The organism is Marinobacterium aestuarii (assembly GCF_001651805.1).
Taxonomy (GTDB): Bacteria; Pseudomonadota; Gammaproteobacteria; order Pseudomonadales; family Balneatricaceae; genus Marinobacterium_A; species Marinobacterium_A aestuarii.
Map to the genome: position 1 here is coordinate 1807959 of NZ_CP015839.1, position 23706 is coordinate 1831664.

Genomic DNA, 23706 nt, shown 5'->3' on the forward strand with positions numbered 1-23706 from the left:
AGGGTGGCGTCGATTATGGGGCTGGGGCTGCGTCGGGTTCTGTCAGTCGTCCTTGTCGGCTTTTTTCTGGTAGTAGCTGTCTTCGTAATAGATGCCGCGGATCTGCAGGCGGCGTTCGACCCAGCGGTTGTACAGCTTCCAGATAAAGAAGCCCGGTATCATGATCGTCGCTATGCCGAGCATCAGGCCGGCACCGGCGTGGGAGCGGGGGGCCAGATCCATGATCCAGTCGAGGACGCCGAGCTGTTTGAACAGGACGTACCAGAGGCCGAGGAACAGCAGGCCCAGGGCGGTGGCGATATGGTGCAGCAGTTTGGTTCTGGCTGGGGACATGGTGGGCCTGATCGTTGGCGTTAATGCTGGTAGCGATGAATGCGCAGACTGGCAATAAAGGGTTCGGGGTCTATACGTGCATCCGAGCGTTCGGCGCGCTCTCGACCCAGCGGTGGCGTAAGCTCTGGCCTGTTGTGTTCCGGCAGGGTGCCGTCAGGCGCCAGCGGGAACAGGAGCGGCAGTGGGCAGTTGCGGGCCTGGCGTTGCCAGCCCTGATCGGTTTTCCAGCCGATGTTGGCGCGCATCACCGGTACCTGGGTCTGGAGCTGCGCCAGTGGCGTCTCTGCGCTCAGGGGCGACAGGCGCGCCAGCTGAATTTGCACATGGGGCTGGCTTTGGTCGAGCTTGAGCAGCAACTGCATCGCATCGCCCGCTGTCAGGCGGCGTATGCTGCGTCCGCTACTGTACCAGTTGAAGCCGATGCGCGTGGGCGTGCGCTCCAGGATGGGCACCTGGCGATAGCACTGCTTGAGATGAATGCGGCCCAGCCCCTGGTTGTTGAGCAACTCGCCCAGCAGGGCGCTGCGGTGGGCCAGCTGGGTTGGCAGCTCGCGCAGGTGCTGTGCGTTCAGGCGGCTGGCGGCCAGCTGGAAGGCGGCCTTGTGCTGGTTAAGTACATGGGCGCTGGCGAGCAGCGCCTCATCGGCACCGATCAGGCCGTGGCGACTGCGGGTGCAGCGGCCATCCTGGCCATCCTTGTACCAGATATCCGCCATCAGGGAGCAGGCAAAATCCCGCTCGCTGGTGCTGTTTTCACCGTCGCGCCGCGGTATCCACAGGGCACGGTCGCTCATGCGCAGCAGGGTGCAGAACTGTGCCAGGCTGCTGTTCAGCTGATCGAATGCGTCCAGCAGCTCGCTGGCAAGGGGCTGGCCGCCAGGTAAAAGTGTTTCAGTCATGGGGGTTGAGCTGGCGCTGACGTTCCCGCGCCTGGGCTTCCAGAATGAAGCGGGCCAGCAGGGTGCGGCAGCTTTCCGGCATCTTGAAAAACTCGATACCTATCTGATAACCGCCCTCGACGGCGTCGTTGCGCTGTACTGTGGCGTAGAGCAGCAGGCCCAGCAGGCTGTCGGGGAAGACCAGCTTGAGTGCCAGGTACTGTCCCAGCGGCAGGTTGTCGTCGCAGTCGAAGGACAAACCACCTTCACTGAGATTGATGTTGTGCATGCGCAGCGAGCCGGTGTCCTTGAGCTCCTCTGATACCAGGCTGCGGGCGATGCGATTGAGCTTGGAGTCCAGCAGCTTGAGGTAGGCGGATACTTCGGGCTGCTTTTCGCCGATCTTGCGCAGCAGGTGGCCGGTATCGGTATCCATGGCCTGGAGTTCACTGAGCAGCAGGAAATGGGGCGACACGTCGAACTGGTAGGGGCGGGCACTGTCCATGACATCGGCTTCGGGTACCAGCTTGTACTCGATTGCGACCTGGTGTTCGATACGGTAAAACTGGCGCCGATCCTGGTCCATGCGGGCTCTCCTAGGATTCTTTTTCTGCTTGGCAGAATAACAACATTGTGCTGATTTTGTTAGAGTAAATCCCCCCTCTATGGTTTAATCCCGCGCATGTTCAGACCATTCTCTCTTTACGTTGGCCTGCGTTATACCGGCGCCAAGCGTAGCAATCATTTTATATCCTTTATCTCCCTGGTTTCGATGCTCGGGCTGATGCTCGGTGTCGCCGCGTTGATTCTGGTGCTGTCCGTGATGAACGGATTTGACCGTGAGCTCAAGCAGCGCATCCTGGGGATGGTGCCCCACGCCACCATTGCCGGCTACGGCGAGTCGCTGCAGTCCTGGCGCAAGGTCGCCGACGATATTGCCCGCCAGCCCGGCGTGCTGGGCACAGCGCCCTATATTCAGGCCCAGGGCATGCTGACCCAGGGTGGCAGCGTGCACGGTGTTCAGGTGACCGGGATCGATCCTGTACGTGAAAACCAGGTGTCCATTATTGGCGATCACATGCGCGAGGGCAGCCTGGCGGCGTTGGGTAATCAGCGTTTTGGCATCGTGCTGGGCGCCATACTGGCGCGCTCCCTCGGAGTGGGCAGCGGTGACAAGGTGACTTTGGTGTTGCCGGAGGCGTCGGTCAGCGTGGCCGGCGTGGTGCCGCGGATGAAGCGATTCACCGTGGTGGGCGTGTTTGAGGTGGGTGCGGAGCTGGATGCGAATCTTGCCTATATCAGTCTGGAGGATGCCGCCGTCATCACGCGTCAGGGCGATGGCGTGGATGGTATCCGGCTGCGCTTTGACGATCTGTTCGATGCGCCGACCGCCGTGCGCCAGATTGCGTCCGGCCTGAACGGTCCCTATCTGGTCAGCGACTGGACCCGTTCCCACGGCAATCTGTTCCAGGCGATTCAAATGGAAAAACGCATGATTGGGCTGCTGCTGTTTCTGATCGTGTTTGTGGCGGCGTTCAATATAGTCTCGACCCTGGTCATGGTGGTGACCGACAAGAAGGCGGATATCGCCATTTTGCGCACCCTGGGGGCTACGTCCGGGCGCATCATGCGCATATTCATGGTGCAGGGCTGTCTTATAGGCACTATCGGTACCCTGCTGGGGACGGGGCTTGGGGTTTTGCTGGCCCTGACCGTCACGGATCTGGTGGCCTGGCTGGAACGGGCGCTGGGCATTCAGTTTCTTTCCGCCGATGTCTATTTCATCAGCTATCTGCCCTCGCAGCTGCAGTGGGACGATGTCACGCTGATTTGCAGTGCGGCACTGACCATCGGTTTTCTCGCGACCCTGTATCCGGCCTGGCGCGCATCCCGTACCGAGCCTGCGGAGGCACTGCGCTATGAGTAACTGGGTGATGAGCGCGCAGAGTATCGCTAAGGCGTACAGCGAGGGTGGTACCTCCTTGCAGGTGCTCGACAATGTGCAGCTGCAGATCGCACGGGGTGAGCGGGTAGCGATTATCGGCAGTTCGGGTTCTGGCAAGAGTACGCTGATGAACATACTGGGCGGCCTTGACCGCCCGAGCAGTGGCAGTGTCGAGGTGGGTGGTGAGGATCTTTACGCCGTGGCGGAACGTCAGCGCTGCGACATCCGCAATCGGGTGCTGGGCTTTGTCTATCAGTTCCACCATTTGCTGCCGGAGTTCAGTGCGCTGGAAAATACCGCCATGCCGCTGCTGATCCGTGGCACACCGGTGCGCGAAGCGAGCGCCGCGGCTGAGCGGGTGCTGCAGGCCGTGGGGCTGGGCAAGCGTTTGCAGCATCGCCCGGCGCAGCTCAGTGGTGGCGAGCGTCAGCGCGTTGCCATAGCCCGGGCGCTGGTGGCAGAGCCCGCCTGCGTGCTGATGGATGAGCCAACCGGTAATCTGGATCGCAATACGGCGGCCGAAGTGCAGGCGCTGATGGATGATATGAATCAGCGTACCGGCGTGTCCTTTATTGTGGTAACCCATGATCTGGAGCTGGCCTCGCGCATGGATCGCAAGCTGGAGTTGCGTGACGGCAGCCTTTTTTCCGCCTGATTGCCTGATATCTCTTCGGGCTCTGTGCCCGGCATAAAAAACGACAGTCTGTGCTGTCGTTTTTTATGCGCGCTCGGTAGCGCTTTTACGTCGTGGCAGGAGGCATGTCGGCTACTTGCGGTTCTTGCGTTCTAGGCGGCGTTTTTTCCAGCTGTTGAGCACATGGCGAATCCAGAACAGCTGCACCGCGGCATAGCCCAGCAAGGAAAACACCAGGCCGCAGAGTACGGAGCCCAGCAGCAGTGGCCACCATACGGCGGATATTTCGGCACCCAGGCCATGCAGGGAAAATTCGAACACCACCGGCTCTACCGGTGCTCCCAGAATCTGCGAGCCGACCAGGTAGGTGAAATAGAACACCGGCGGCATGGTCAGCGGGTTGGTCAGCCAGACGAGGCTGACGGATATTGGCAGGTTGGATCGAGCCACAACCGCGATGATGGCAGCGACGAGCATTTGCAGTGGTATGGGCAGAAAGGCGCAGAAAATGCCTACCATGAAGGCGCGGGATACGGACTTGCGGGTCAGGTGAAACAGGTTGGGATCATGAATATGATCGCCAAGCCAGCTCAGGGTTCGGTGGCTGCGAAACCGGTGCTCGTCGGGCATGTACTTCTTGATCAGCTTGCGAGGCATAGGTGTCGCACTTTGATTGCAGTCTCTGAGGGGTTCTATTATGCATTCAGGTCTTACGTAAGCCAACCCGACAGGATCAAGGATGATCTACTACGTCACGGGAATTGTGCTCGCGGCCCTGTTGCCGCAGCTACCCGATGGTTATCTGCTGGTGGTTTTGTGTCCGCTGCTGCTGTGCAGTCGCTGGCCCAGGCAATGCCTGCCGCTCTGGCTGGGCTTTTTGCTGGCCGTTAGCTACGGCAACTGGCAACTGTGGCACCGCCTGGATGTGCAGCAGGCCGGCACCGAGCTGCGTCTTGGCGGTGAGGTGGTCGGGTTGCCGGAAGTCTCAGGCGAGGTACAGCGGTTTGAGCTGCGGGTGTTGTCGCAGCAGGGTACCCGGCTGCGGCGCGTGCGTCTGAGTGCCTACGGCACGTTGCCACTGTTGCTGCCGGGTGATCGGGTGACGCTCAGTGTACGCCTGAAGCCGCCCCACAGCCTGTGGAATCCGGGCGGCTTTGATTATGAGCTCTGGGCGCTGATGCGTGATGTCGACGCCGTCGGTTATGTGCGTGAGTTGCATGGTCAGCCGTCGCGGCGCTGGACGCTTGATCGGGTGCGGGCCAACCTGGGCGCGCAGCTGTCTGAAGGTTTGCCCGATCCTGCGGCCGCTGCGCTGGCACGGGCCTTTCTTATTGGTGACGGCTCGACGCTGTCGGCGTCGGACTGGGACCGATTGCGCCGCACCGGCACGGTGCATCTGGTGGTGGTGAGCGGCCTGCACATTGCCATAGTGGTGGCGCTGGGTTGGATACTGGGGCGCGGCCTGCTTTGGCTGTGTCCGGCAGGCCGCTTGAGCGCGCCTGTGTTGCGCCTGTTTCCGGTACTTCTGGCACTGGTGCTCAGTGGGGGCTATGTGCTGCTGGCAGGTGCCGGCATAGCCACCCTGCGGGCCTGGATTATGGCCGCCGCACTGCTGCTGTCGGCTTTTTGTCTGCGTCAGTTGAGTCTGTGGCAGCGCTGGTGGCTGGCGTTGGCGGTAGTGCTGAGCCTGCAGCCGCTGGCGGTGTATGCGCCGGGGCTCTGGTTGTCGTTTGGAGCTGTCGCTATATTGCTGATGCTGGCGTCCGTGCGCGGTGCTCAGTCGCTATGGCAGCGTCTTCTGGTGGCGCAGTTGGCTATTTTCTGCCTGATGACACCCTTCCTGCTGGGCTGGTTTGGTCAGATCTCCCTGGTGGCGCCCTTGGTTAACCTGCTTGCCATTCCGCTGCTGCCGATTCTGGTGCTGGGTCTGGTGCCGGTGTTGCTCGGACTCTGGTGCGCGGTGGCGTTCCCGGCGCTTATTTACTCGGCGGTGCTGGCTGCGTTGTGGCAGGGGCTGGGTGTGGTGGAGCAGGCGGTGCTGGCGCAGAATCTGGCTGCCAGCGGACCCATGGTGGTGCCCGCTATGGTATTGGTGGTGTTAGCTTTGCTGGCGTCACTGGCGCTGGTGTTACCCTTGGGGTGGCGGGCGCGAGTGCTGGCGGCGATGGTTTGGTCGCTGGCGCTCTTTGGCAGTGCGCCTGCATCGCCTCCTGCGGGGTTCCGGGCCTGGGTGTTTGATGTTGGCCAGGGGGTGTCTGTCTGGGTGCAGGCGGGCGAGCGCAGTCTGCTGTATGACACAGGGCCTGGCTATCGCAGCGGCGGCGCTGCATTTGAGCGCGCAGTGCTGCCCTATCTGCAGCGCCGTGGCGCCCTGGCGCTGGATCGGCTGGTGGTGAGTCATGCGGATAACGACCATGCCGGCGGGCGGGGGCAGGTATTGCGCGCGCTGGCGGTTGAGCAGCGCGCATCCGGCAGTCTGCGGCTGCAGCAGGAGGAAGGCTACAGTGCCTGTCGGGCGGGGCAGCAATGGCGCTGGTCGGGGGTGGCGTTTAGCTATCTGCATGGCAGCGCGGGCGCGAGCGAGAATGACCGCTCCTGTGTGTTGCTGGTTGAGGCTGCGGGCTGTCGTCTGCTGCTGACCGGCGATATAGAAGCGGATGTGGAGCAGGCGTTGGTGCGGGGCGGGTCCCTGGTGCCGGTGACCTGGCTGGTGGCGTCTCACCACGGCAGTCGCAGTTCGTCGACCGAGGATTTTCTGGCGGCGCTGCAGCCGCAATATGGACTCTTTAGTGCGGGCTTTATGAATCAGTACGGTCATCCGGCGCCAGAGGTGGTAGCGCGCTTTGAGAGGCAGGGTGCGCGATTGTTCAATACCGCCGATTCCGGGGCGCTGGAGCTGGTAGCGAATGGCGCCGGTGAGTGCCGTACAAGGCCCTGGCGCGGGGTGAAAAAGCGTTATTGGTCAGCGGGTTAATGACCTACTTTTGGCAGGGGAGCTATGCTAAAGTAGCCAGCATTCGAGCGGAGGGTACAGGGTGTTTGAACTTCTGAAAGCCGGTGGCTGGTTGATGATTCCGATCGTGGCATGTTCGGTGCTTTCACTGGCGATTTGCCTGGAACGGCTGTGGGTGCTGCGTACCTCGCGCATCGCGCCGGGTGGCTTGCTGGGTGATATCTGGGAGCAGATTAGGGGCAAGACGCTGACGCCCGCCCAGATGCGTGAAATCAAAACGCAGAGCCCGCTGGGCCGCATCATGGTGGCCGGGCTGAACAATGCCAAACATGGCCGCGAGGTGATGAAGGAAAGCATTCTTGAGGCTGCGAGCCAGGTGATTCACGAGCTGGAACGCTTCCTTAACCCCCTGGGGACCATCGCTGCGGTTACGCCCTTGCTGGGCCTGCTGGGCACGGTGATCGGCATGATCAAGGTCTTCACCGAAATCATGGTACAGGGCACGGGGAACGCCTCGGTGCTGGCCGGTGGTATCTCCGAGGCGCTGATCACCACGGCGGCCGGTCTTTCGGTGGCGATTCCAACCCTGATTTTTCACCGCTTCTTTCAGCGCAAGGTCGATTCCCTGGTCAAGGAAATGGAGCAGGAAGCGGTCAAGCTGGTGGAAGTGGTGCATGGCGAGCGTGAAATTGACCATGTCTGATATCGCCGTCGCATTTACCATGCCCCGTCCGGAGGGTAGCGCGTGAAGTTTCAGCGCCGCAGCCAGGAGGAGGTCAGTGTCAATCTGACGCCGCTGATTGATGTGGTGTTTCTGCTGCTGATCTTTTTCATGGTATCCACGACCTTTACCCGCGAAACCCATCTGCAGGTGGATCTGCCTGAAGCCAGTGGCGAACCTGGCGAGGCGTCTGCGCAGCTGCTGGAAGTGCTGATCGATGCCCAGGGGCGCTACAGTATTAATGGTCAGCCGCTGGTGAATTCCAAGCCCGATACACTGCGCCAGGCCTTGCGCCAGAGTGCCGGTGAAGAGCGTGATCGCCCACTGCTGATTACCGCCGATGGCACCACGCCGCATCAGGCGGTCGTCACCGTCATGGATGTGGCCGGTCAGCTGGGCTTCGTGCACCTGAGTATCACTACCCGCGAACCGGGTTCGCCCTGATCAATGAGTGCCTTGATGCGGGGCTGGGTGCGAGGCTGGTATCAGGGAAGTCGCTGGCTGTGTGTACTGCGCCCGCTGGAGTGGTTGTTCCGTCATCTTGTGCTGCGCCGTCGCGCGCAGTATCTGTCCCATCCTGAGCTTGTCTGGCAGCCGCCGGTACCGCTGATCATCGTTGGTAATATCTCCGTAGGTGGAACCGGCAAAACACCGCTGGTGCTGGCGCTGCTGCAGTGGGCGCAGGCGGCGGGCTACAAGCCCGGTGTGGTGAGTCGAGGCTACGGCTCCAAAGCGTCGCGGTACCCCTGTCTGGTGGTTGCGGGCGCGAACGCGGCCGAGGTGGGGGATGAGCCGCTGCTGATCGTCGAGCGCAGTGGCTGTGCGCTGGTGATAGACCCGGACCGCGTCGCGGCGGCGAAGTATCTGCTGCAACAGACCGACTGTAATCTGATCATCAGTGATGACGGTCTGCAGCATTATCGCCTGGGGCGCAGCGTCGAAATTCTGGTGCTGGACAGTGAGCGCGGCCTTGGCAGCGGGCGCTGCCTGCCGGAGGGGCCCTTGCGCGAGCCGCCAGAACGCATGGATTCGGTCGATCTTGTTGTGGTGAACGGTGACGGGCCCTTTCGCCCTGTCGGTGCCCATATGATGCAATTGATGCCGGGCGCGCTGCGGGCGCTTGATGGCAGTGCCAGCCTGCAGGCTGCAAATTGGCCGGGTGCGCGGCGGGTGCATGCGCTGGCCGGTATCGGCAACCCGCAGCGTTTCTTCGACAGTTTGCGTCGGCTGGGATTTGACCCCATTGCCCACAGTTTTGCTGATCATCATGCCTTCAGTGCCGAAGACCTTGAATTTGGCGATGATCTGGCGCTGATCATGACGGAAAAAGATGCGGTGAAGTGCCGTAATCTGGCACCGGCGAACAGCTGGTATCTGCCGGTGGAGGCGCGGCTGGACACGCTATTTGAATCTGCGCTTGCGACGCAGTTAAATAGACAAGATTCCCCAGGGCCCGGGTTGCGGGTGTCTGATGCTATTTCAGGTGAGAGACAATGATGGATAAGAAACTGCTCGATATTCTGGTGTGTCCGGTGTCCAAGGCGTCGCTGCACTATCACAGGGAAACCGACGAGCTGTTCTGCAGTGCCAGCGGTCTGGCGTACCCGATCCGTGACGGCATTCCGGTGATGCTGGAAACCGAAGCGCGCAAGCTGACCGAAGCCGAGCGCGAGGCACTGAAAAAGCAGGTGCGCCCATGAGCTTCACAGTTATTATTCCGGCCCGTTTCGGCTCCACCCGTTTCCCCGGCAAGCCGCTGGCCGATATTGCCGGCAAGCCGATGATTCAGCATGTCTACGAGCGTGCCTGCCTGAGCGACGCGACGCGGGTGCTGGTTGCCACCGATGATGTGCGTATTGCTGATGCGGCCCGTGGCTTTGGCGCCGAAGTGTGCATGACCTCGGCGGATCATCCCTCAGGTACCGACCGCTTGCAGGAAGTGGTGGCGATCCTTGGCATGGCGGATGACGATATAGTGGTCAATGTGCAGGGTGATGAGCCGTTGATTCCACCGGCAATCATCAACCAGGTGGCGGCCAACCTTGCGGCTAACCCCCAGGCGGGGATCGCGACCCTGTCGGAGCCGGTGGATGAAATCGCCGGGCTGATGAATCCCAATGTGGTCAAGGTAGTGACGGATCGTTTTGGCATGGCGCTCTATTTCAGCCGTGCCACCATTCCCTGGCCGCGGGATTCCTTCGCCACTGCTGGCGGGCGCGAGCAGATGCCGGCCGGGTTCGAGTGGCAGCGCCATATTGGTATCTATGGCTATCGCGTGCGGTTGCTGAACGACTTCGTACAGTGGCCCCCGGCAGCGGTCGAGACCACGGAATGCCTCGAGCAGCTGCGCGCACTCTGGAACGGCGCCCGCATTCATGTGGCGGTCGCGGCCGAGTTGCCGCCGGCGGGTGTGGATACCCCGGAGGATCTGGAGCGCCTGCGGATCCTGCTCGGAGCCTGATTCCTACCTAGTGTTTTGTGGGCGCGGAGCCTGCATCAGGGGGAGTAGCAGCAGGGCGGCCAGGGTCACCCAGATCATGATCTGAAAATCCTGCAGGTACGCCAGTATCTGGGCCTCGCGCGTTACGGTGGCGTTCAGCGCGCCGAGCCCCGCCGGGCTCTCCAGGCTCCAGGCGCCGGTGTTGATGACCTGCTGCAATGGCAGGCTGAAGTCCGTGATATAGGTTGCGAAGGCGGCGTGGTTGGCTTGGGTGTTGTGGGCCAGCAGGGTGACCATCCAGGCGATGCCGATGCTGCTGCCGATATTGCGCATCAGGCTGAATAGCGCTGTGCCCTCGTTGCGAAATGCCGGCGCCAGGGTGGCAAATGCCAGGGTGCTTAGCGGCACAAACACAAAGCCCAGCCCCAGTCCCTGGGTGATACCCGTGCGTACCAGTTCCCACTGGCTGATGTCCGGTGTAAAGAACGTCATTTCCCACAGCGAATAGCTGATCAATACCAGTCCCAGTGCAATTTTGTAGCGATTGTCCGTGCCCTGCAGGCGCCCGGCTATCAGCATGGCAAGCATGGTGCCTATGCCTCTTGGGGCTAGCAGCAGTCCGGTGGTCATGACCGGGTAGCCCGACAGGTGCTGCAAAAAGGGTGGCAGCAGCGCCATGGTCGCCAGCAGGATGATGCCAACGGCGAAGATCATGATGAGCCCGACGCTGAAATTGCGGTCACGAAAAATACCGGGGCTGATGAAGGGCTGTGCTGCGGTGCAGCTGTGGACCACAAACAGGTAGCCGCAAAGCACTGTCAGCGAGAGCTCAAGCATGATTTCGGGCGAGTTCAGCCAGCCCAGCAGTTCGCCTCGATCAAGGGCCATTTGCAGTGCGGCTATGGTGAGGCCGAGAAAGGCAAATCCCGGCAGGTCAAAGCGACGCGTGCGATCGGTGGGGGTTTCGTCGAGAAACAGCAGCAGGCCCAGCCAGGCCAGAATGCCAAAGGGCAGGTTGATGTAGAACACCCAGCGCCAGCTGTAGTATTCGGTGAGGTAGCCGCCAAGCGTCGGTCCCAGTATGGGGCCAACCATCACGCCGACGCCCCACATGGCCATGGCGGAACCGTGCTTTTGGGGCGGGTGGCTGTCCAGCAGTACCGCCTGGGACAGCGGCACCAGAGCGGCGCCGAAAATCCCCTGCAGCAGGCGGAACAGTACCATCTGATCCAGGTTCTGGGCGGCGCCGCAGAGCATGGAGGTCAGGGTAAAGCCGATGATCGAAGCGCTGAACAGGCGCTTGCGCCCAAAGCGTGCAGCCATGAAACCGGTCAGCGGCATGAAGATCGCCGCACCCACGATGTAGGAGGTCAGCACCCAGGAAATCTGGTCCTGAGTGGCCGACAGGCCACCCTGCATGTTGGGCAGAGCGACGTTGGCGATGGTCGTATCCAGTGCCTGCATGATGGTGGCCAGCATCACGGTCAGTGTAATCAGGCCGGTGCGCTGTCCGACTGGACTCAAGAGCAGGCGCCTTGCAGGCGGCAGGTGCCTGTGTCCACCTCGATCAGGGCGCTGAGCCCTGCGCGCAGCTTGCCGCCGGGGTCAGCGAGCTGGATGCGCACCGGCACACGCTGGGGGATCTTGACCCAGTTGCCGGTGGCATTCTGCGCCGGAATGACGGCAAACTCGGCGCCGGTTGCCGGGCTCAGGCTGTCTACCGAGCCGTGCCATTGCTGGTCGGGGAAACTGTCGAAATTGATGCGTACTGGCTGTCCGGGGGCGATCTTGGCCAGGTCAGCTTCAATGAAATTGGCTTCAACCCAGAGTTTGCTGCCAATCAGAATTGCAGCAATTTTCCCGCGCTCCAGGAATTGGCCGGGTTTGGGCAGTTGGCTGATATGGCCGTCCATCGGGGCATGGATGGCGGTCTGTTGCAGGGCGTGTTCTGCCTGCTGCAGTTCGGCTTTTGCAATCCGGTAGTCGGGATGTTGCTCGATCGGGGTGTTGGGCCCGCCCGCCAGTTCATCGGCAATGCGCTGCAGCTCGAGCTTCAGTGCCACCTCGCGCTGGCGTGCCATGTCGGCATTGTGGCGTGCTTCATCCAGGCGGGCGCGGGATATCGCCCCCCTGCGGGCCAGGTTCTCCTGGCGATCGGCTTCGCGTTGCCAGTAATCAAGGTCCGTACGGGCCAGGTCGATCTGCGCCTGCTTCTCGGCGTGGCTGCTGCGTTTTGCCTGGATGTCGGCTGTGACGGCGGCCAGCTGTGCCTGGGCGCGACGCAGTGACGTCTGGAATTCGGTCGGATCCAGTTGAAACAGCAGGTCACCTTTGCTGACGGCGGCGTTGTCGCCCACGTTCAGCTCTAGCACTGTGCCCGAAACTTCGCTGCTGATCGGGGCCTTGTCGGCCTTGAGGTAGGCGTTGTCTGTTTCGAGGTAACGGCCGCTGCGCAGATAAAGCAGGCTGGCGATGGCGACGGCCAGTAACGGTATGACGACCATCAGCAGGGTGCGCAGGCTGATACCGGCAAATCTGCGGCGCGGTGGCGGAGTGTTTTCGGTTTGGGGGAGCGTTGTGGTCACCGGTTCAGTCTCCTAGATTGGCTGGGGCTCTGGGTGAGTGCTGGCGGGCGTCTGGCTGCCGGACAGGTTGCTGCGTATCTGTACTAGGGATGACGCCAGTTCATCACGCTGACGGGCATCCAGGCCGTCCATCATCTGCTCGTAAATACCGGCGCCGATCTGGCGGATTTGCTGCAGTGGGTTTTGTGCGGCAGCGGTGGTGTGCAGTCGGTAGGCGCGTCTGTCCCTGGGGTCGGCGCGTCGTTCTACCAGCTGCTGTTGCTGCAGCAGATCGATGAGCCGGGCCAGGGTAATGGGCTGAATCTCCATCAGCTCGGCCAGCTCGACCTGGCGTGATCCCGGATAGCGACTGATGTAGATCAGTGCCCGGGCCTGGGCGTAGGTCAGCTCGCTGTGGTCAAGTTGCTGCTGGAAGCGCTGGCGCATCAGGCGGCCGATATCGGCGAACAGGAAGCCCGGGTTGGCGTCGTGATTCATGGTAAGCACTCTATATAGTAAGCAATGCTTATTATATGAGTCGACTATAGATATGCAAGGCTAGGCCGGGTCCCTGTCGCGGAGTGGCGCCGATGACTGTCTGGCAGCGTTGCGTGGTCGGGTTAAAGGCCGTCGTTGTGCTGGCGCGAGGGCAACTCAGCCGGTAGCATAGGCGCCTGTTATATTCAGTCGTAATCAGGGCAGCAATGAGCTATCAGGTGCTGGCGCGTAAATGGCGTCCGAAGCGTTTTCAGGAAATGGTGGGTCAGGAACACGTACTGAAGGCGCTGGTCAATGCGCTGGACGATGATCGGCTGCACCATGCCTATCTTTTCACCGGCACGCGGGGCGTGGGCAAGACGTCCATTGCGCGCCTGTTTGCCAAGTCACTCAACTGCGAGGTCGGCGTATCGTCGGATCCATGCGGCCAGTGCAGCGCCTGTCGCGAGATTGCCGAAGGGCGTTTCGTTGATCTGATCGAAGTCGATGCGGCCTCCCGTACCAAGGTGGAGGATACCCGCGAGCTGCTTGAAAACGTGCAGTACGCGCCGACCCACGGGCGCTACAAGGTGTACCTCATCGATGAGGTGCACATGCTGTCGACTCACTCTTTCAATGCCTTGCTGAAAACGCTGGAAGAGCCGCCGCCCCATGTGAAATTCCTGCTGGCCACGACGGATCCGCAAAAGTTGCCGGTCACCATCCTGTCGCGCTGCCTGCAATTCAATCTCAAGAATATGATTCCCGAGCGTATCGTCGAGCACCTGCGATTCGTGCTGGGGGAGGAAAATATCCCGTTCGAGGAGGCTGCGCTCTGGCTGCTGGCGCGCTCCGCCGACGGCTCCATGCGTGATGGCATGAGCCTGACCGATCAGGCTATTGCCTTTGGTGCCGGCACTATTACCACGCTCGATGTTCAGACCATGCTTGGCAGCATCGATCAGATGCTGGTAAGTCGGCTGCTGGAATGCCTGTCGGCCCGGGATGCGAAGGCGTTGCTGGCGGCGGTGGCGGATCTGGCGCAGTTCTCGCCCGATTATGCCAGCGTGCTCGGGGACATGATCAGCCTGTTGCACCGTGTTGCCATTGCCCAGGTGCTGCCCGATGCGGCGGATAACAGTCTGGGAGATCGCGAACAGATATTGGCGCTGTCCCGCGCCCTGACCGCTGAAGATGTACAGCTGTATTACCAGATTGCCTTGCTGGGCCGACGGGATCTGCCCTATGTGCCGGACGCCCGGGAAGGCCTGGAAATGGTGCTGTTGCGCATGCTGGCTTTTCGCCCTGCGGATGCGCCTGCGGGACCCGCGCCTGTTTCCAGCGCCGCTGCGAATGCCAGTTCAAATGCCAGTGTCAATACAGGAGCCAGCGCTAGCGCGTCACCGCCTGTGGCTGACACGGATGCTCAGGTTACCAATGCGCGGGTTGCCAATGTGCAGGCCGCGCAACCTGTCCGCAATGCAGCCCGTGAGGCTGTTGTATCGCGTGCTGAGCAGGCTCTCGCTGTGGCGCCGGTTGCAGCGCCAGCGCTTGCGCCCGAGCCCGTAATGACCGCTGCTGCCGCTCCTGTGGCCGCACCTGCGCCCGCTCCTGTGTCTGAGAGTGCATCGCAGCGGGTGTCTGCCGTGTCAGCGAGTGCCAGGCCAGATGGGTCGCCTGAGTACGACGAGTCGGATATACCGGGCGGATACGATCAGGGTGATGCGGATCTGGCGTTCATGGGAGTAGCGCCGCCAAAAAAGTCTGAGTCCGCTGCTGTCGCCCGGCCGCAGTCGGCGCCTCAGGGAGCTGCCGCGCCCGTGACTGCGTCAGGGGCTGGCACTGTATCAGGGGCTGACACTGGGCGATCTGAGCCCGCCTCCTTGCAGGCGTCGCGGTCCGCTGCGGCGGGGTCGCCTGTTCAGCCTCAGTCGCCTTCGTCGTCAGTACCGGTGTCGCGGCCAACTCAGATCGCTCCGGTGCAGGCCAGGCCGCTGGCACTGGATTCATTGCAGGCCGATGACTGGGTTGCGCTCTGCACCGGTCTTGGCTTGGGAGGGATGACCGAGAGTCTGGCGGTGAATCTGTCGCTGGAGTCGGTGCAGGGGCAAAACCTGCGGTTTCACTACACGGCACAACAGCAGGCGCTGCTGAATGAGATCCAGCGCGAACGTATCACCAAGGCGCTGCGTGATTATTTTGCACAGCCGCTTGAGGTAGAATTCGAATGTGCGGCCCAGGGCCGCGAAACGCCGCATCAGTTTGCCCAGCGTCAGCGTGAGCTGCGCCAGGCCCGGGCTGTTGCGGCGATTGAGCAGGATCCGCTGGTGCAGGATATTCTGCAGCAGTTTGATGCTCATATTGATATAGATACCGTAGTACCGCTCGAACCGAATTGATTGGCTGAGGATAAATACGATGATGAAGAACATGGGTGGCCTGATGAAGCAGGCGCAGAAAATGCAGGAAGACATGCAGCGCGTGCAGGAAGAAGTGGCGCGCGCAGAAGTGACCGGTGAATCCGGCGCAGGTCTGGTCAAGATCGTCATGAATGGTCGTCACGACGTTAAGTCGATTGCCATTGATGACAGCCTGATGCAAGAAGAGAAAGAGATCCTGGAAGACCTGATCGCGGCGGCCGTCAACGATGCCGTACGCAAGGTTGAGACCAATACCAAGGATAAAATGTCTAAAGTCACCGCCGGCATGCAGTTGCCGCCGGGCTTTAATATGCCGTTCTGATAACGATGTCTTTCAGTCCTCTGATACAGCAGTTGATCAAATCCTTGCGTTGCCTGCCGGGTGTGGGTCCCAAGTCGGCGCAGCGCATGGCACTGTATCTGCTTGAGCATGACCGTCCGGCGGCGCTGGAGCTGGCCGCGTCGCTGCACGAAGCGGTGGAACGGGTTGGTGAGTGCGCGTCCTGCCGTACCCTGTCGGAAGTGTCTCCCTGTGGCATCTGTACGTCGAGCAGTCGCGATCGCTCGGTGCTCTGTGTGCTGGAGTCGCCGGTCGATATGCTGGCCATCGAGCAAACGGGAGGGTTCGGGGGCTATTATTTTGTCCTCAAGGGGCATCTGTCGCCTATTGATGGCGTCGGTCCCGACGATCTGGGTATCGATGCGCTCGTCGAGCGGCTGCGTGGCGGTGAGGTGCGCGAAGTCATACTGGCGACCAATCCCACGGTGGAAGGTGAAGCGACGGCACACTATATCGCCGAGCAGGTGCGCGAGCTGGGTGTTCGGGTGAGTCGTATTGCCCACGGTGTGCCTGTGGGTGGCGAACTTGAGTTTATCGATGGTGGTACTCTGGCGCACGCGCTGGCGGGTCGACGTTCCCTGAATTGAGGTAGGCATGGCGCACGAAAATGGATATGACTGGCAGCAGCTTGAACGTGCTGCGCAGGAGCCGGTGTGGGTCGGTACCGATGAGGCACTGGCGCAGCTGTGCGAGTACTGGCTTACGCTGCCCATGGTTGCGCTGGATACCGAGTTTCAGCGGGTGGATACCTTTTATCCGATTGCCGGGCTTATTCAGCTGGCCGACGACCATGCCTGCTACCTGATTGACCCGCTGTCTATCACGGACTTCGCGCCCTTGCTGGCGCTCTTTGTCGAGCCTTCAGTGCTCAAGGTGCTGCATGCCAGCACCGAAGATCTGGAGTTGTTCCAGCATCTGTTTGGCGTGTTACCCAGTCCGCTGTTTGATACCCAGGTGGCCGGCGGCTTTGTCGGCTGGGGCTTTACTGTCGGTCTGCAGCGTATGCTGGAGAATGTACTCGGCGTACAGGTCGGCAAGGGCGAAACGACATCGGACTGGCTGCAGCGTCCCCTGACGCAGCGCCAGGAGCAGTATGCGGCGCTGGATGTGGCCTATCTGCCGGCGATCTGTCGTCTGCAGATGGCGGAGCTTGAGCAGAGGGGCATGACGTCCTGGTTGCAGGAAGAAATGCTGGCGTTGCTGGCCAATGCGCCTGATGCCGATGTCACCGGCATTCAGTACTATCTGCGCTTTAGCCAGATGGCGGCGCTGCCGCCCTACAAGGTGGCGGCCTTGCGTGATTTGACGGCCTGGCGTGAGCAACAGTGTCGCTTGCGCAATGTGCCCCGTAATCGGGTGCTGCGCAATCAGACATTGCTCGACATTATTACCCGCTGGCCGCGCACCACGCTCGAGCTGTCCCGCGTGCCTGAGCTGAAACGGCGGATTTTGCGCGAAGATGGCGAGACCATGCTGGATTTTTTGCGCAATGCCGCCGCTGCGCCCCAGGCGCAATCGGTTGATCCGATCCCAAGGCCGCTGCCTGTGATCTGGAATACGCGTCTCAAGCGTTTGAAGCTGATGGGGCGTGAGCGTGCTGAAGCGCTGGATATGGCGCCGGAGTTGTTGTTACGCCGGCGTGATATTGAGGCGTTGATACGTACCGGCAGTGATGAGAGTGCAGATTATGCGCTACCGCCGGGGCTGCAGGGATGGCGCCAGGAAGTGATAGGCGACGACCTGCTGGTGCAGTTGCGTCGATTTGAGCAATAGCGCCCGTTTGAACAGAGATGAGAGTTGATATGAAAATTTGCAGTATTTACAAAAGTTCGCGCAAGGACGAGATGTACCTCTACGTTGAAAAGCGTGAGCTGCTTACGCGAGTGCCCGAGGCGCTGATCACGATGTTTGGCACGCCGGTGCATCTGATGGATATGCCGGTCAAGCCCGGGCGCAAGCTGGCGCGTATCGATGTCGAGAAGATGCTGGCGGGCATTACGGAAAATGGTTACTACCTGCAGATGCCGCCGCCCAGGGAAGATTATATGCTCGATCTGTATCCGGATCGTCCAGAAACCGGAGTGCGTTAGGTGGCTCAGGAAGTATTCTGGCGTGCTAAGTCACTCGAAGAGATGACGTCCAATGAGTGGGAGTCGCTCTGTGATGGTTGCGCGCTCTGCTGTCTGCACAAGATTGAGGATGAGGATACCCATGAGGTGTTTTACACCTCGGTCGTCTGTCATCTGCTTGATCTGGAAACGCGGCGCTGCACTCAGTATGAAAAGCGTTGTTCGCTGGTGCCGTCCTGCGTCAAGTTGCGCCCTGAAGATGTGAAAGAGTTCCACTGGCTGCCCAGAACCTGTGCCTACCGACTGGTTCACGAAGGCAAGGATCTGCCGGACTGGCATCCGCTGATCAGTGGTCGGGCCGAATCCGTGGCTGAGGCTGATGCGTCTGTGTTGAGCTGGTATGAGGTTAAGGATAACCAGATCAGTGAAGATGACTTCGTCGACTACGTTATTGAATAGACGTTATCGAATTGTCTGGCGGTAACTTGTTAACGGAAAGGGGCGCTACGGCGCTCTTTTTTGTGCAGGGATGTACTTATCCTGTGGGCGCATGGATGTGCAGGAACAGGGCTTGTGGCTGATGTTCGGGATGGATATCTGGATTGTGTGGCTGAAGTCTGCGGCTGGTGTCGGAATGGGGTGAGTTGGGTTTTGGTGGGTATAAAAAAGGAGCGCCGAAGCGCTCCTTTTTTGCCAAGCGATAGAGTATCGCTTAGTTGTTTTTCAGCATCTGCTGTTTGATCAGCTCACCGATGGTGGTCGGACCAGCGACTTCAACTTCCTGGTTGCGCACGTGACTGATGGCTGCTTTTTCTTCAGCCTGGTCTTTGGCGCGGATAGAAAGGTTGATGGCGCGGTTGCGACGGTCAACGTTGGTGATCTTGGCTTCAACCTTGTCACCGACTTTCAGTACGGTAGTAGCGTCGTCGATGCGCTCAGCGCTCAGCTCGGATACTTTCAGTACTGCGTCGATGCCTTCAGCCAGCTCGATAACGGCAGCTTTGGCTTCAACCGACTTGACGATACCGTTGACAATGGTGCCCTTGTCATTGGCTGCCACGTATTCGCTGAACGGATCGCTTTCCAGCTGCTTGATACCCAGCGAGATGCGTTCTTTTTCAGCGTCAATGGACAGGATGACAGCTTCAACTTCTTCGCCTTTCTTGAACTGGCGCAGGGCGGCTTCAGCATCAGCTTCCCAGGTGATGTCGGACATGTGTACCAGGCCATCGAGATCGTTGTCCAGACCTACGAAGATACCGAAGTCAGTGATGGTCTTGATGGTGCCCGAAGCGCGATCGCCAGCAGCGTGCTGCTCAGCGAAGGAAACCCATGGATTACCGGTGCACTGCTTGATACCCAGGGAGATGCGACGACGCTCTTCGTCCACGTCCAGGATCATCACTTCGACTTCGTCGCCAATCTGCACGACTTTGGACGGGTGGATGTTCTTGTTGGTCCAGGACATTTCGGAAACGTGTACCAGGCCTTCAACACCGTCTTCGATCGAGGCAAAGCAGCCGTAATCGGTCAGGTTGGTGATGCGTGCGGGTACTTTGCTGCCGGACGGGTAGCGGGACTTGATAGCTTCCCACGGATCTTCGCTCAGCTGTTTCAGACCCAGCGAGATACGGCCAGTTTCCTGATCGAACTTGATGATCTTGACAGAGATCTCGTCGCCCGGGTTCAGCATTTCGCTCGGGTGAGAGATGCGCTTCCACGCCATGTCAGTGATGTGCAGCAGGCCATCAACGCCGCCCAGATCAATGAAGGCACCGTAGTTGGTCAGGTTCTTGACGTAACCCTTGACAACCTGGCCTTCTTGCAGTGCAGCCAGCAGCTCGTCGCGTTGAGCGCTGTTGGCTTCCTGCAGGACCGCACGACGCGAAACAACGATATTGTTGCGCTTGGGGTCCAGCTTGATCAGTTTGAATTCAAGTTCCTTGCCTTCCAGGTGGTCGACATCGCGTACGGGACGCACGTCAACCAGGGAGCCCGGCAGGAAGCCCTGAATGTTGTTGATGCTGACAGTGAAGCCGCCCTTGACCTTGCCGCTGATGTAACCGGTAACAGTTTCTTCGGCTTCGAATTTGGTCTGCAGTACTTCCCAGGCTTCAGCACGTTTGGCTTTTTCACGGGACAGGCGGGTTTCACCGAAACCGTCTTCTACCGCTTCCAGAGCGACCTTAACCGTGTCACCGATCTTGATTTCAAGTTCGTTGTTATCGTTAAGGAACTGTACGCGCGGGATAACGGCTTCGGATTTGAGACCTGCGTTAACGGTAACCCAATCGCTGTCGATGTCGACAACTTCACCCATAACGAGGGTGCCCGGAGTCATATCTACGTTTAGCAGGGATTCTTCAAATAGTTCAGCAAAGCTTTCGCTCATGAATAGGTCCTATGGTAAGTCGGCAGCCCGTTATTAGAAGTAGGGCGGCGCGAGCTTTCTATACCGTCAGCTGTATAGGTCAAATTAAACATAAAGCGGCAACAGTCTCCGTTGCTGACGGGACACCGATTTGCCGCAATAAGGGAGCCATATTGTACAGCTAATGTGCCTGTTAAGATAGCGTTCGGGTGCCTCTTGTCGGTATAATTGGTTTCAGTTTCAAACCCCAGCAGAGTGCTTACCAGGATTACATGACAAAAAACGATATAGAAGCTCAGATCGCAAAGTTGCAAGAGCTAGAAGCCAGCATTACCGAAAGCAAGCGCGAGCGCATTGAAGAACTTGCCAGCGAGCGTTCCCGCAAGTCCGAAGAATTTGCCGCAGAGTTGCGCGAAAAAGCGCGCCTCAAGCAGGAGCGCGAGCAGCAGCGCCAGGAAGACCTTGCCCGTATTCAGGAAGAGCAGAAAGCCGAAGCTGCGCGCAAGCGTGAAGCCAAGGAAGCTGCCAAGCGTGAGCGTGAAGAAGCTAAGCGTGCTGAAGCGCGTGCGCGTCTGGCGAAGAAAGGCTGAACCGGCTCGTCTAAAGTAGAGTGTCGAGTGACTGGCGTAGCGCCAGTTGGCACGGCTTGATGACCGCTAAAAAATCCTGGCGCAGTGCTGTCGAAAGCAGGGACGTATCCTTTGTCCTCAGATACTGTGCCAGCATGCGTTCTTCCAGGGCGTTATTGGCGGCAACCTCGACGGCATCCCCGGTACAGAAGGCGTAGCCCGGCAAATAATCGTTAATGATGCGATCATGCTCAGCCTGATCCAGCATTAGTCTGTTTTGTTGCGCAAAGCGTCGGTATTCCTGTGCAGATGCAATCGCCATGATGTCTATCTGCAGGTCGGAGAAGCGATCTGCGTCGGGCAGTCTTCTTAGGTATGATTTCAGGTCGCTTTCGATCTGGATGATTTTCTGGTCGAAATTTTTTGGTGCGAAATACTCGTTGAGTTGCCTGTATTCCTGCAGCGACTTGACCTGTTCCTGCGCAGCGTCCAGCTGTGTCTGCAAGGTCTGATTAGCCTGCGTCAGCTTTTCCTTTTCTTCCGTCAGGTTGTAGATCAGCTGCTGTACCGGTGTGGCTGCAGCGCTTTGCATGCGTGCCTTGAGCTGTGAGCTGCTCGGAGCCTGGCCTGTGCTGGTATAGCCGAGCTGCTCGAGTTCTAGCTGTGTGGCCGCATGCTGTGACTGGATCTTGCGGTAGGTGAAATAGCCTCCGGTCGCCAGTGCTGCGATCAGCACTGACGCGCCTGTCAGAATCAGTATCTGGCGGCTGGGTTTGACCATGACAGGGTCTTATTCCTTGGCGGCGGCCGTATAGCGGAACGTCAGATCTACCATGTCCAGCAGGATGCGGCCGGTTTCTTCCAGCTGTGCTATGGATTCTGAGCTGATGGGGCGTCCCTGCTCATCTTTTTTCAGTTCATCTTCAAGTTCCGCCAGCGCCGTCAGTGGCGGCTGCTGCTTGAGGGCGCGGCGCCGGTTCTGGGCGTCGAGCTGCCACTGTTCGGCTTCGTCGCGTTCCTTGCGCAGCGCGGTTTCGTTTAGCGGAATGGTTTTGTCCTTGGCGGCTTCTGTCAGGTGTTCAACCTGTTCGCGCATGAAAATGAAGTCCGGATCTGCCTCGGCCCGCTTCAGGTGGCGTTGGTTGAGTTCATCCAGGAAGTTGTCGACGCCGATAAACTTGCCATGGCGCACTTCCCGTACCTGGTCCCAGGGGAGGGCGCCTTCGAGTGCGCTTTCACCGATATCCATCTCGTTATACAGGCTGGGCAGCTTTATGTCGGGCACGACACCCTTGTGCTGGGTACTGTCGCCTGAGATGCGGTAGAACTTGGCGTGCGTCATTTTGAGCTGACCGTGACGCAGGGCGTGCAGCGACTGTACTGTGCCCTTGCCGAAAGTCTGGCTGCCGACAACCGCGCCGCGGCGATAGTCCTGAATGGCGCCGGCGAAAATTTCCGATGCTGAGGCGCTGAGGCGGTTCACCAGTACGGCCAACGGGCCGTTGTAGGCTACATCGGCATCATAATCGCCGAGGATGTCGATGCGGCCATTGGGGTCGCGAATCTGCACGGTGGGGCCGCGGCTGATAAAGAGCCCGACCAGTTCGTTGGCTTCGCGCAGCGAGCCGCCACCGTTATCCCGCAGGTCGATTACCAGCCCCTGAATGCCTTCCTCGGTTAGCTCCTTGATGAGCTTCTCGACATCCCGGGTGGTGCTTTTGTAATTGGGATCGCCGCTTTGCAATGCGGCAAAATCAATATAGAAGGCTGGGATTTCGATCACGCCCAGGCGATAGTTCTGGCCCTGGTAGTCGAGTTCCATGATGCGTTTATGGGCGGCCTGTTCTTCAAGTTTGACCTTGCTGCGCACGATGCGCACTTCCTTGCGTTTCTGACGGTCGTTGCTGCCGGCGGGGTCGACCTGCAGGCGCACAACAGTATCGGCCGGGCCGCGAATTTTGCTGACGACGTCATCCAGGCGCCAGCCGACGATATCGACCATGTCGCCATCATCGCCCTGGGCCACGGCCACGATGGTATCGGAGGCTTTCAGCTGACCGGTCTTGTCGGCAGGTCCCGCCGGCACCAGACGGACGATCTTGGTGAACTCGTCATCGCTTTGCAGTACGGCACCGATGCCTTCCAGTGACAGGCTCATGTTGATCTGAAAGTTTTCCGAGTTGCGCGGCGAGAAATACTGGGTGTGCGGGTCGTAACCCTTGGATACGGCATTGATGTAGGTCTGGAAGACGTCTTCGCTTTTCATCTGCTCGGCGCGGTGCAGCTGGTAGCGGTAACGCTTGAGCAGGGTTTCGGTGGTGTCGGCCAGATTCTTGTCCGCCAGTTTCAGGCTAAGGGCGGCATTTTTGAGGCGTTTGCGCCACAGCTTGTCCATTTCTTCCTGGGTCTGGATCCAGGAGGCGCTGGTGCGGTCTATATCAAGAGTTTCATCCAGGTCGAACTGCACGTCTTCCAGGCCGCCTTCCAGTTCGGCGATCATGAAGGTCAGTCGTTCATGCATGCGCTGCTGGTAGCGGTTGAAAATGCCATAGGCATCCTTGAGTTCGCCGGCCTGAATGCTGTCATCCAGGGTGGTGCTCAGGGGGTTGAATTCGGCAATATCGCTGGCGTAAAAATAGCTTTTGCTGGGGTCGAGGTCTTCGAGGTACTGACCCAGCAGCTGGCCAGAGAAGCTATCGTCTATGGTGACCTTGTTGTAATGTTCCCGCGTCAGGGAGTCGAGAATATCGAGCGTGGTTTGCCGATGAATCGGCTCGGGCGCGAGTGCTTCGGGGGCGGTGGTGCTGGCGCTCGCGCTTTGAAGCAGAAATGACAGCGCGAGGGTTGGAAGCAGAAAAAGAGTTCGATTGAGCATATCGGTTCGGTGCGTCCCAGTAGGCCAGGTAGTTGAACCTTCAGACAGGCTAATTGCCTGGCAAGTTCAACCAGTACAGGTAACAGAGTGTAGTCATCGCGTGTCCTAATGTAAAAT

Annotated in this window: 25 protein-coding genes; 15 read left to right on the plus strand and 10 right to left on the minus strand. The window is 59.7% G+C overall.

What is annotated here, in order from left to right; translation table 11 throughout:
- Window positions 1–42 precede the first annotated feature (42 nt).
- Genes A8C75_RS08080 through A8C75_RS08090 form a run of 3 tightly spaced genes read right to left on the minus strand, consistent with a single transcriptional unit; the run spans window position 43 to window position 1797 of the window.
- The gene (locus A8C75_RS08080) at window positions 43–333 is read right to left on the minus strand and encodes a hypothetical protein (RefSeq protein ID WP_067380488.1); all 291 of its coding nucleotides are present in this window, start codon (window positions 331–333) and stop codon (window positions 43–45) included.
- 20 nt (window positions 334–353) lie between these two features.
- Complete coding sequence (locus A8C75_RS08085) at window positions 354–1232, minus strand: hypothetical protein (protein WP_067380491.1); 879 nt, start codon at window positions 1230–1232, stop codon at window positions 354–356.
- On the minus strand, window positions 1225–1797 hold the full coding sequence (locus A8C75_RS08090) for a PilZ domain-containing protein (RefSeq protein WP_067380494.1): 573 nt from the start codon (window positions 1795–1797) through the stop codon (window positions 1225–1227). The genes A8C75_RS08085 and A8C75_RS08090 overlap by 8 nt, the downstream gene beginning before the upstream one ends.
- A gap of 96 nt (window positions 1798–1893) precedes the next feature.
- On the opposite strand from A8C75_RS08090, the gene A8C75_RS08095 reads away from it, so the two are divergent.
- Both A8C75_RS08095 and A8C75_RS08100 read left to right on the plus strand, forming a co-directional pair.
- Window positions 1894–3138, plus strand: a complete 1245-nt coding sequence (locus tag A8C75_RS08095) for a lipoprotein-releasing ABC transporter permease subunit (protein ID WP_067380496.1) — start codon at window positions 1894–1896, stop codon at window positions 3136–3138.
- On the plus strand, window positions 3131–3811 hold the full coding sequence (locus A8C75_RS08100; protein WP_067380498.1) for an ABC transporter ATP-binding protein: 681 nt from the start codon (window positions 3131–3133) through the stop codon (window positions 3809–3811). The genes A8C75_RS08095 and A8C75_RS08100 overlap by 8 nt, the downstream gene beginning before the upstream one ends.
- A gap of 111 nt (window positions 3812–3922) precedes the next feature.
- Here the strand turns inward: A8C75_RS08100 and A8C75_RS08105 are convergent, their stop codons facing one another.
- Complete coding sequence (locus A8C75_RS08105; protein WP_067380500.1) at window positions 3923–4447, minus strand: DUF2062 domain-containing protein; 525 nt, start codon at window positions 4445–4447, stop codon at window positions 3923–3925.
- A gap of 82 nt (window positions 4448–4529) precedes the next feature.
- Here A8C75_RS08105 and A8C75_RS08110 point away from each other — a divergent pair, with 82 nt between their 5' ends.
- The 6 genes from A8C75_RS08110 to kdsB all read left to right on the plus strand — a co-directional run bounded on the left by A8C75_RS08110 (window position 4530) and on the right by kdsB (window position 9925).
- Window positions 4530–6764 carry a DNA internalization-related competence protein ComEC/Rec2 gene (locus A8C75_RS08110; protein ID WP_067380502.1) on the plus strand — a complete coding sequence of 745 codons (2235 nt, stop codon included), beginning with the start codon at window positions 4530–4532 and terminating at the stop codon, window positions 6762–6764.
- A 61-nt stretch (window positions 6765–6825) separates the two neighbouring features.
- Window positions 6826–7446: a MotA/TolQ/ExbB proton channel family protein gene (locus A8C75_RS08115; protein WP_067380504.1), complete on the plus strand. Its 621-nt coding sequence runs from the start codon at window positions 6826–6828 to the stop codon at window positions 7444–7446.
- A 42-nt stretch (window positions 7447–7488) separates the two neighbouring features.
- Window positions 7489–7908: an ExbD/TolR family protein gene (locus A8C75_RS08120; RefSeq protein WP_067380505.1), complete on the plus strand. Its 420-nt coding sequence runs from the start codon at window positions 7489–7491 to the stop codon at window positions 7906–7908.
- Window positions 7909–7911: 3 nt separating this feature from the next.
- Complete coding sequence (gene lpxK, locus A8C75_RS08125) at window positions 7912–8961, plus strand: tetraacyldisaccharide 4'-kinase (protein ID WP_227819861.1); 1050 nt, start codon at window positions 7912–7914, stop codon at window positions 8959–8961.
- On the plus strand, window positions 8958–9164 hold the full coding sequence (locus A8C75_RS08130; protein ID WP_084783864.1) for a Trm112 family protein: 207 nt from the start codon (window positions 8958–8960) through the stop codon (window positions 9162–9164). Before lpxK ends, A8C75_RS08130 begins: the two co-directional genes overlap by 4 nt.
- Complete coding sequence (gene kdsB, locus A8C75_RS08135) at window positions 9161–9925, plus strand: 3-deoxy-manno-octulosonate cytidylyltransferase (RefSeq protein ID WP_067380509.1); 765 nt, start codon at window positions 9161–9163, stop codon at window positions 9923–9925. The genes A8C75_RS08130 and kdsB overlap by 4 nt, the downstream gene beginning before the upstream one ends.
- Window positions 9926–9928: 3 nt before the next feature.
- Here kdsB and A8C75_RS08140 read toward each other — a convergent pair whose 3' ends face one another.
- From A8C75_RS08140 to A8C75_RS08150, 3 genes are read right to left on the minus strand one after another with little or no spacing between them, the layout of a single operon-like run.
- On the minus strand, window positions 9929–11428 hold the full coding sequence (locus tag A8C75_RS08140) for a DHA2 family efflux MFS transporter permease subunit (protein WP_227819862.1): 1500 nt from the start codon (window positions 11426–11428) through the stop codon (window positions 9929–9931).
- Complete coding sequence (locus A8C75_RS08145; protein WP_067380537.1) at window positions 11425–12489, minus strand: HlyD family secretion protein; 1065 nt, start codon at window positions 12487–12489, stop codon at window positions 11425–11427. The genes A8C75_RS08140 and A8C75_RS08145 overlap by 4 nt, the downstream gene beginning before the upstream one ends.
- Window positions 12490–12501: 12 nt before the next feature.
- On the minus strand, window positions 12502–12966 hold the full coding sequence (locus A8C75_RS08150; protein WP_067380540.1) for a MarR family winged helix-turn-helix transcriptional regulator: 465 nt from the start codon (window positions 12964–12966) through the stop codon (window positions 12502–12504).
- 206 nt (window positions 12967–13172) lie between these two features.
- Between A8C75_RS08150 and dnaX the strand changes: the two genes are divergently transcribed.
- Genes dnaX through A8C75_RS08180 form a run of 6 tightly spaced genes read left to right on the plus strand, consistent with a single transcriptional unit; the run spans window position 13173 to window position 18233 of the window.
- Window positions 13173–15344: a DNA polymerase III subunit gamma/tau gene (gene dnaX, locus A8C75_RS08155; RefSeq protein WP_067380543.1), complete on the plus strand. Its 2172-nt coding sequence runs from the start codon at window positions 13173–13175 to the stop codon at window positions 15342–15344.
- A 19-nt stretch (window positions 15345–15363) separates the two neighbouring features.
- Window positions 15364–15687, plus strand: coding sequence for a YbaB/EbfC family nucleoid-associated protein (locus tag A8C75_RS08160; RefSeq protein ID WP_067380546.1), 324 nt, complete (start codon window positions 15364–15366; stop codon window positions 15685–15687).
- A 5-nt stretch (window positions 15688–15692) separates the two neighbouring features.
- Complete coding sequence (gene recR / locus A8C75_RS08165; protein ID WP_067380549.1) at window positions 15693–16292, plus strand: recombination mediator RecR; 600 nt, start codon at window positions 15693–15695, stop codon at window positions 16290–16292.
- A 7-nt stretch (window positions 16293–16299) separates the two neighbouring features.
- On the plus strand, window positions 16300–17478 hold the full coding sequence (rnd, locus tag A8C75_RS08170) for a ribonuclease D (protein WP_067380552.1): 1179 nt from the start codon (window positions 16300–16302) through the stop codon (window positions 17476–17478).
- 29 nt (window positions 17479–17507) lie between these two features.
- Window positions 17508–17795: a YcgL domain-containing protein gene (locus A8C75_RS08175; RefSeq protein WP_067380555.1), complete on the plus strand. Its 288-nt coding sequence runs from the start codon at window positions 17508–17510 to the stop codon at window positions 17793–17795.
- Window positions 17796–18233 (plus strand): YcgN family cysteine cluster protein, encoded by a 438-nt coding sequence (locus A8C75_RS08180; RefSeq protein WP_067380559.1) that lies wholly within the window; start codon window positions 17796–17798, stop codon window positions 18231–18233.
- A gap of 253 nt (window positions 18234–18486) precedes the next feature.
- Here A8C75_RS08180 and rpsA read toward each other — a convergent pair whose 3' ends face one another.
- Window positions 18487–20166 (minus strand): 30S ribosomal protein S1, encoded by a 1680-nt coding sequence (gene rpsA, locus A8C75_RS08185; RefSeq protein ID WP_067380562.1) that lies wholly within the window; start codon window positions 20164–20166, stop codon window positions 18487–18489.
- A gap of 251 nt (window positions 20167–20417) precedes the next feature.
- Here rpsA and A8C75_RS08190 point away from each other — a divergent pair, with 251 nt between their 5' ends.
- Window positions 20418–20735, plus strand: coding sequence for a hypothetical protein (locus A8C75_RS08190; protein WP_067380565.1), 318 nt, complete (start codon window positions 20418–20420; stop codon window positions 20733–20735).
- A 10-nt stretch (window positions 20736–20745) separates the two neighbouring features.
- On the opposite strand, the gene A8C75_RS08195 is transcribed toward A8C75_RS08190, so the two are convergent.
- Together A8C75_RS08195 and A8C75_RS08200 are read right to left on the minus strand one after the other, a co-directional pair.
- On the minus strand, window positions 20746–21495 hold the full coding sequence (locus A8C75_RS08195; RefSeq protein WP_067380568.1) for a hypothetical protein: 750 nt from the start codon (window positions 21493–21495) through the stop codon (window positions 20746–20748).
- Between the two features lie 9 nt (window positions 21496–21504).
- On the minus strand, window positions 21505–23589 hold the full coding sequence (locus A8C75_RS08200) for a carboxy terminal-processing peptidase (RefSeq protein WP_067380571.1): 2085 nt from the start codon (window positions 23587–23589) through the stop codon (window positions 21505–21507).
- Between the last annotated feature and the right edge of the window lie 117 nt (window positions 23590–23706).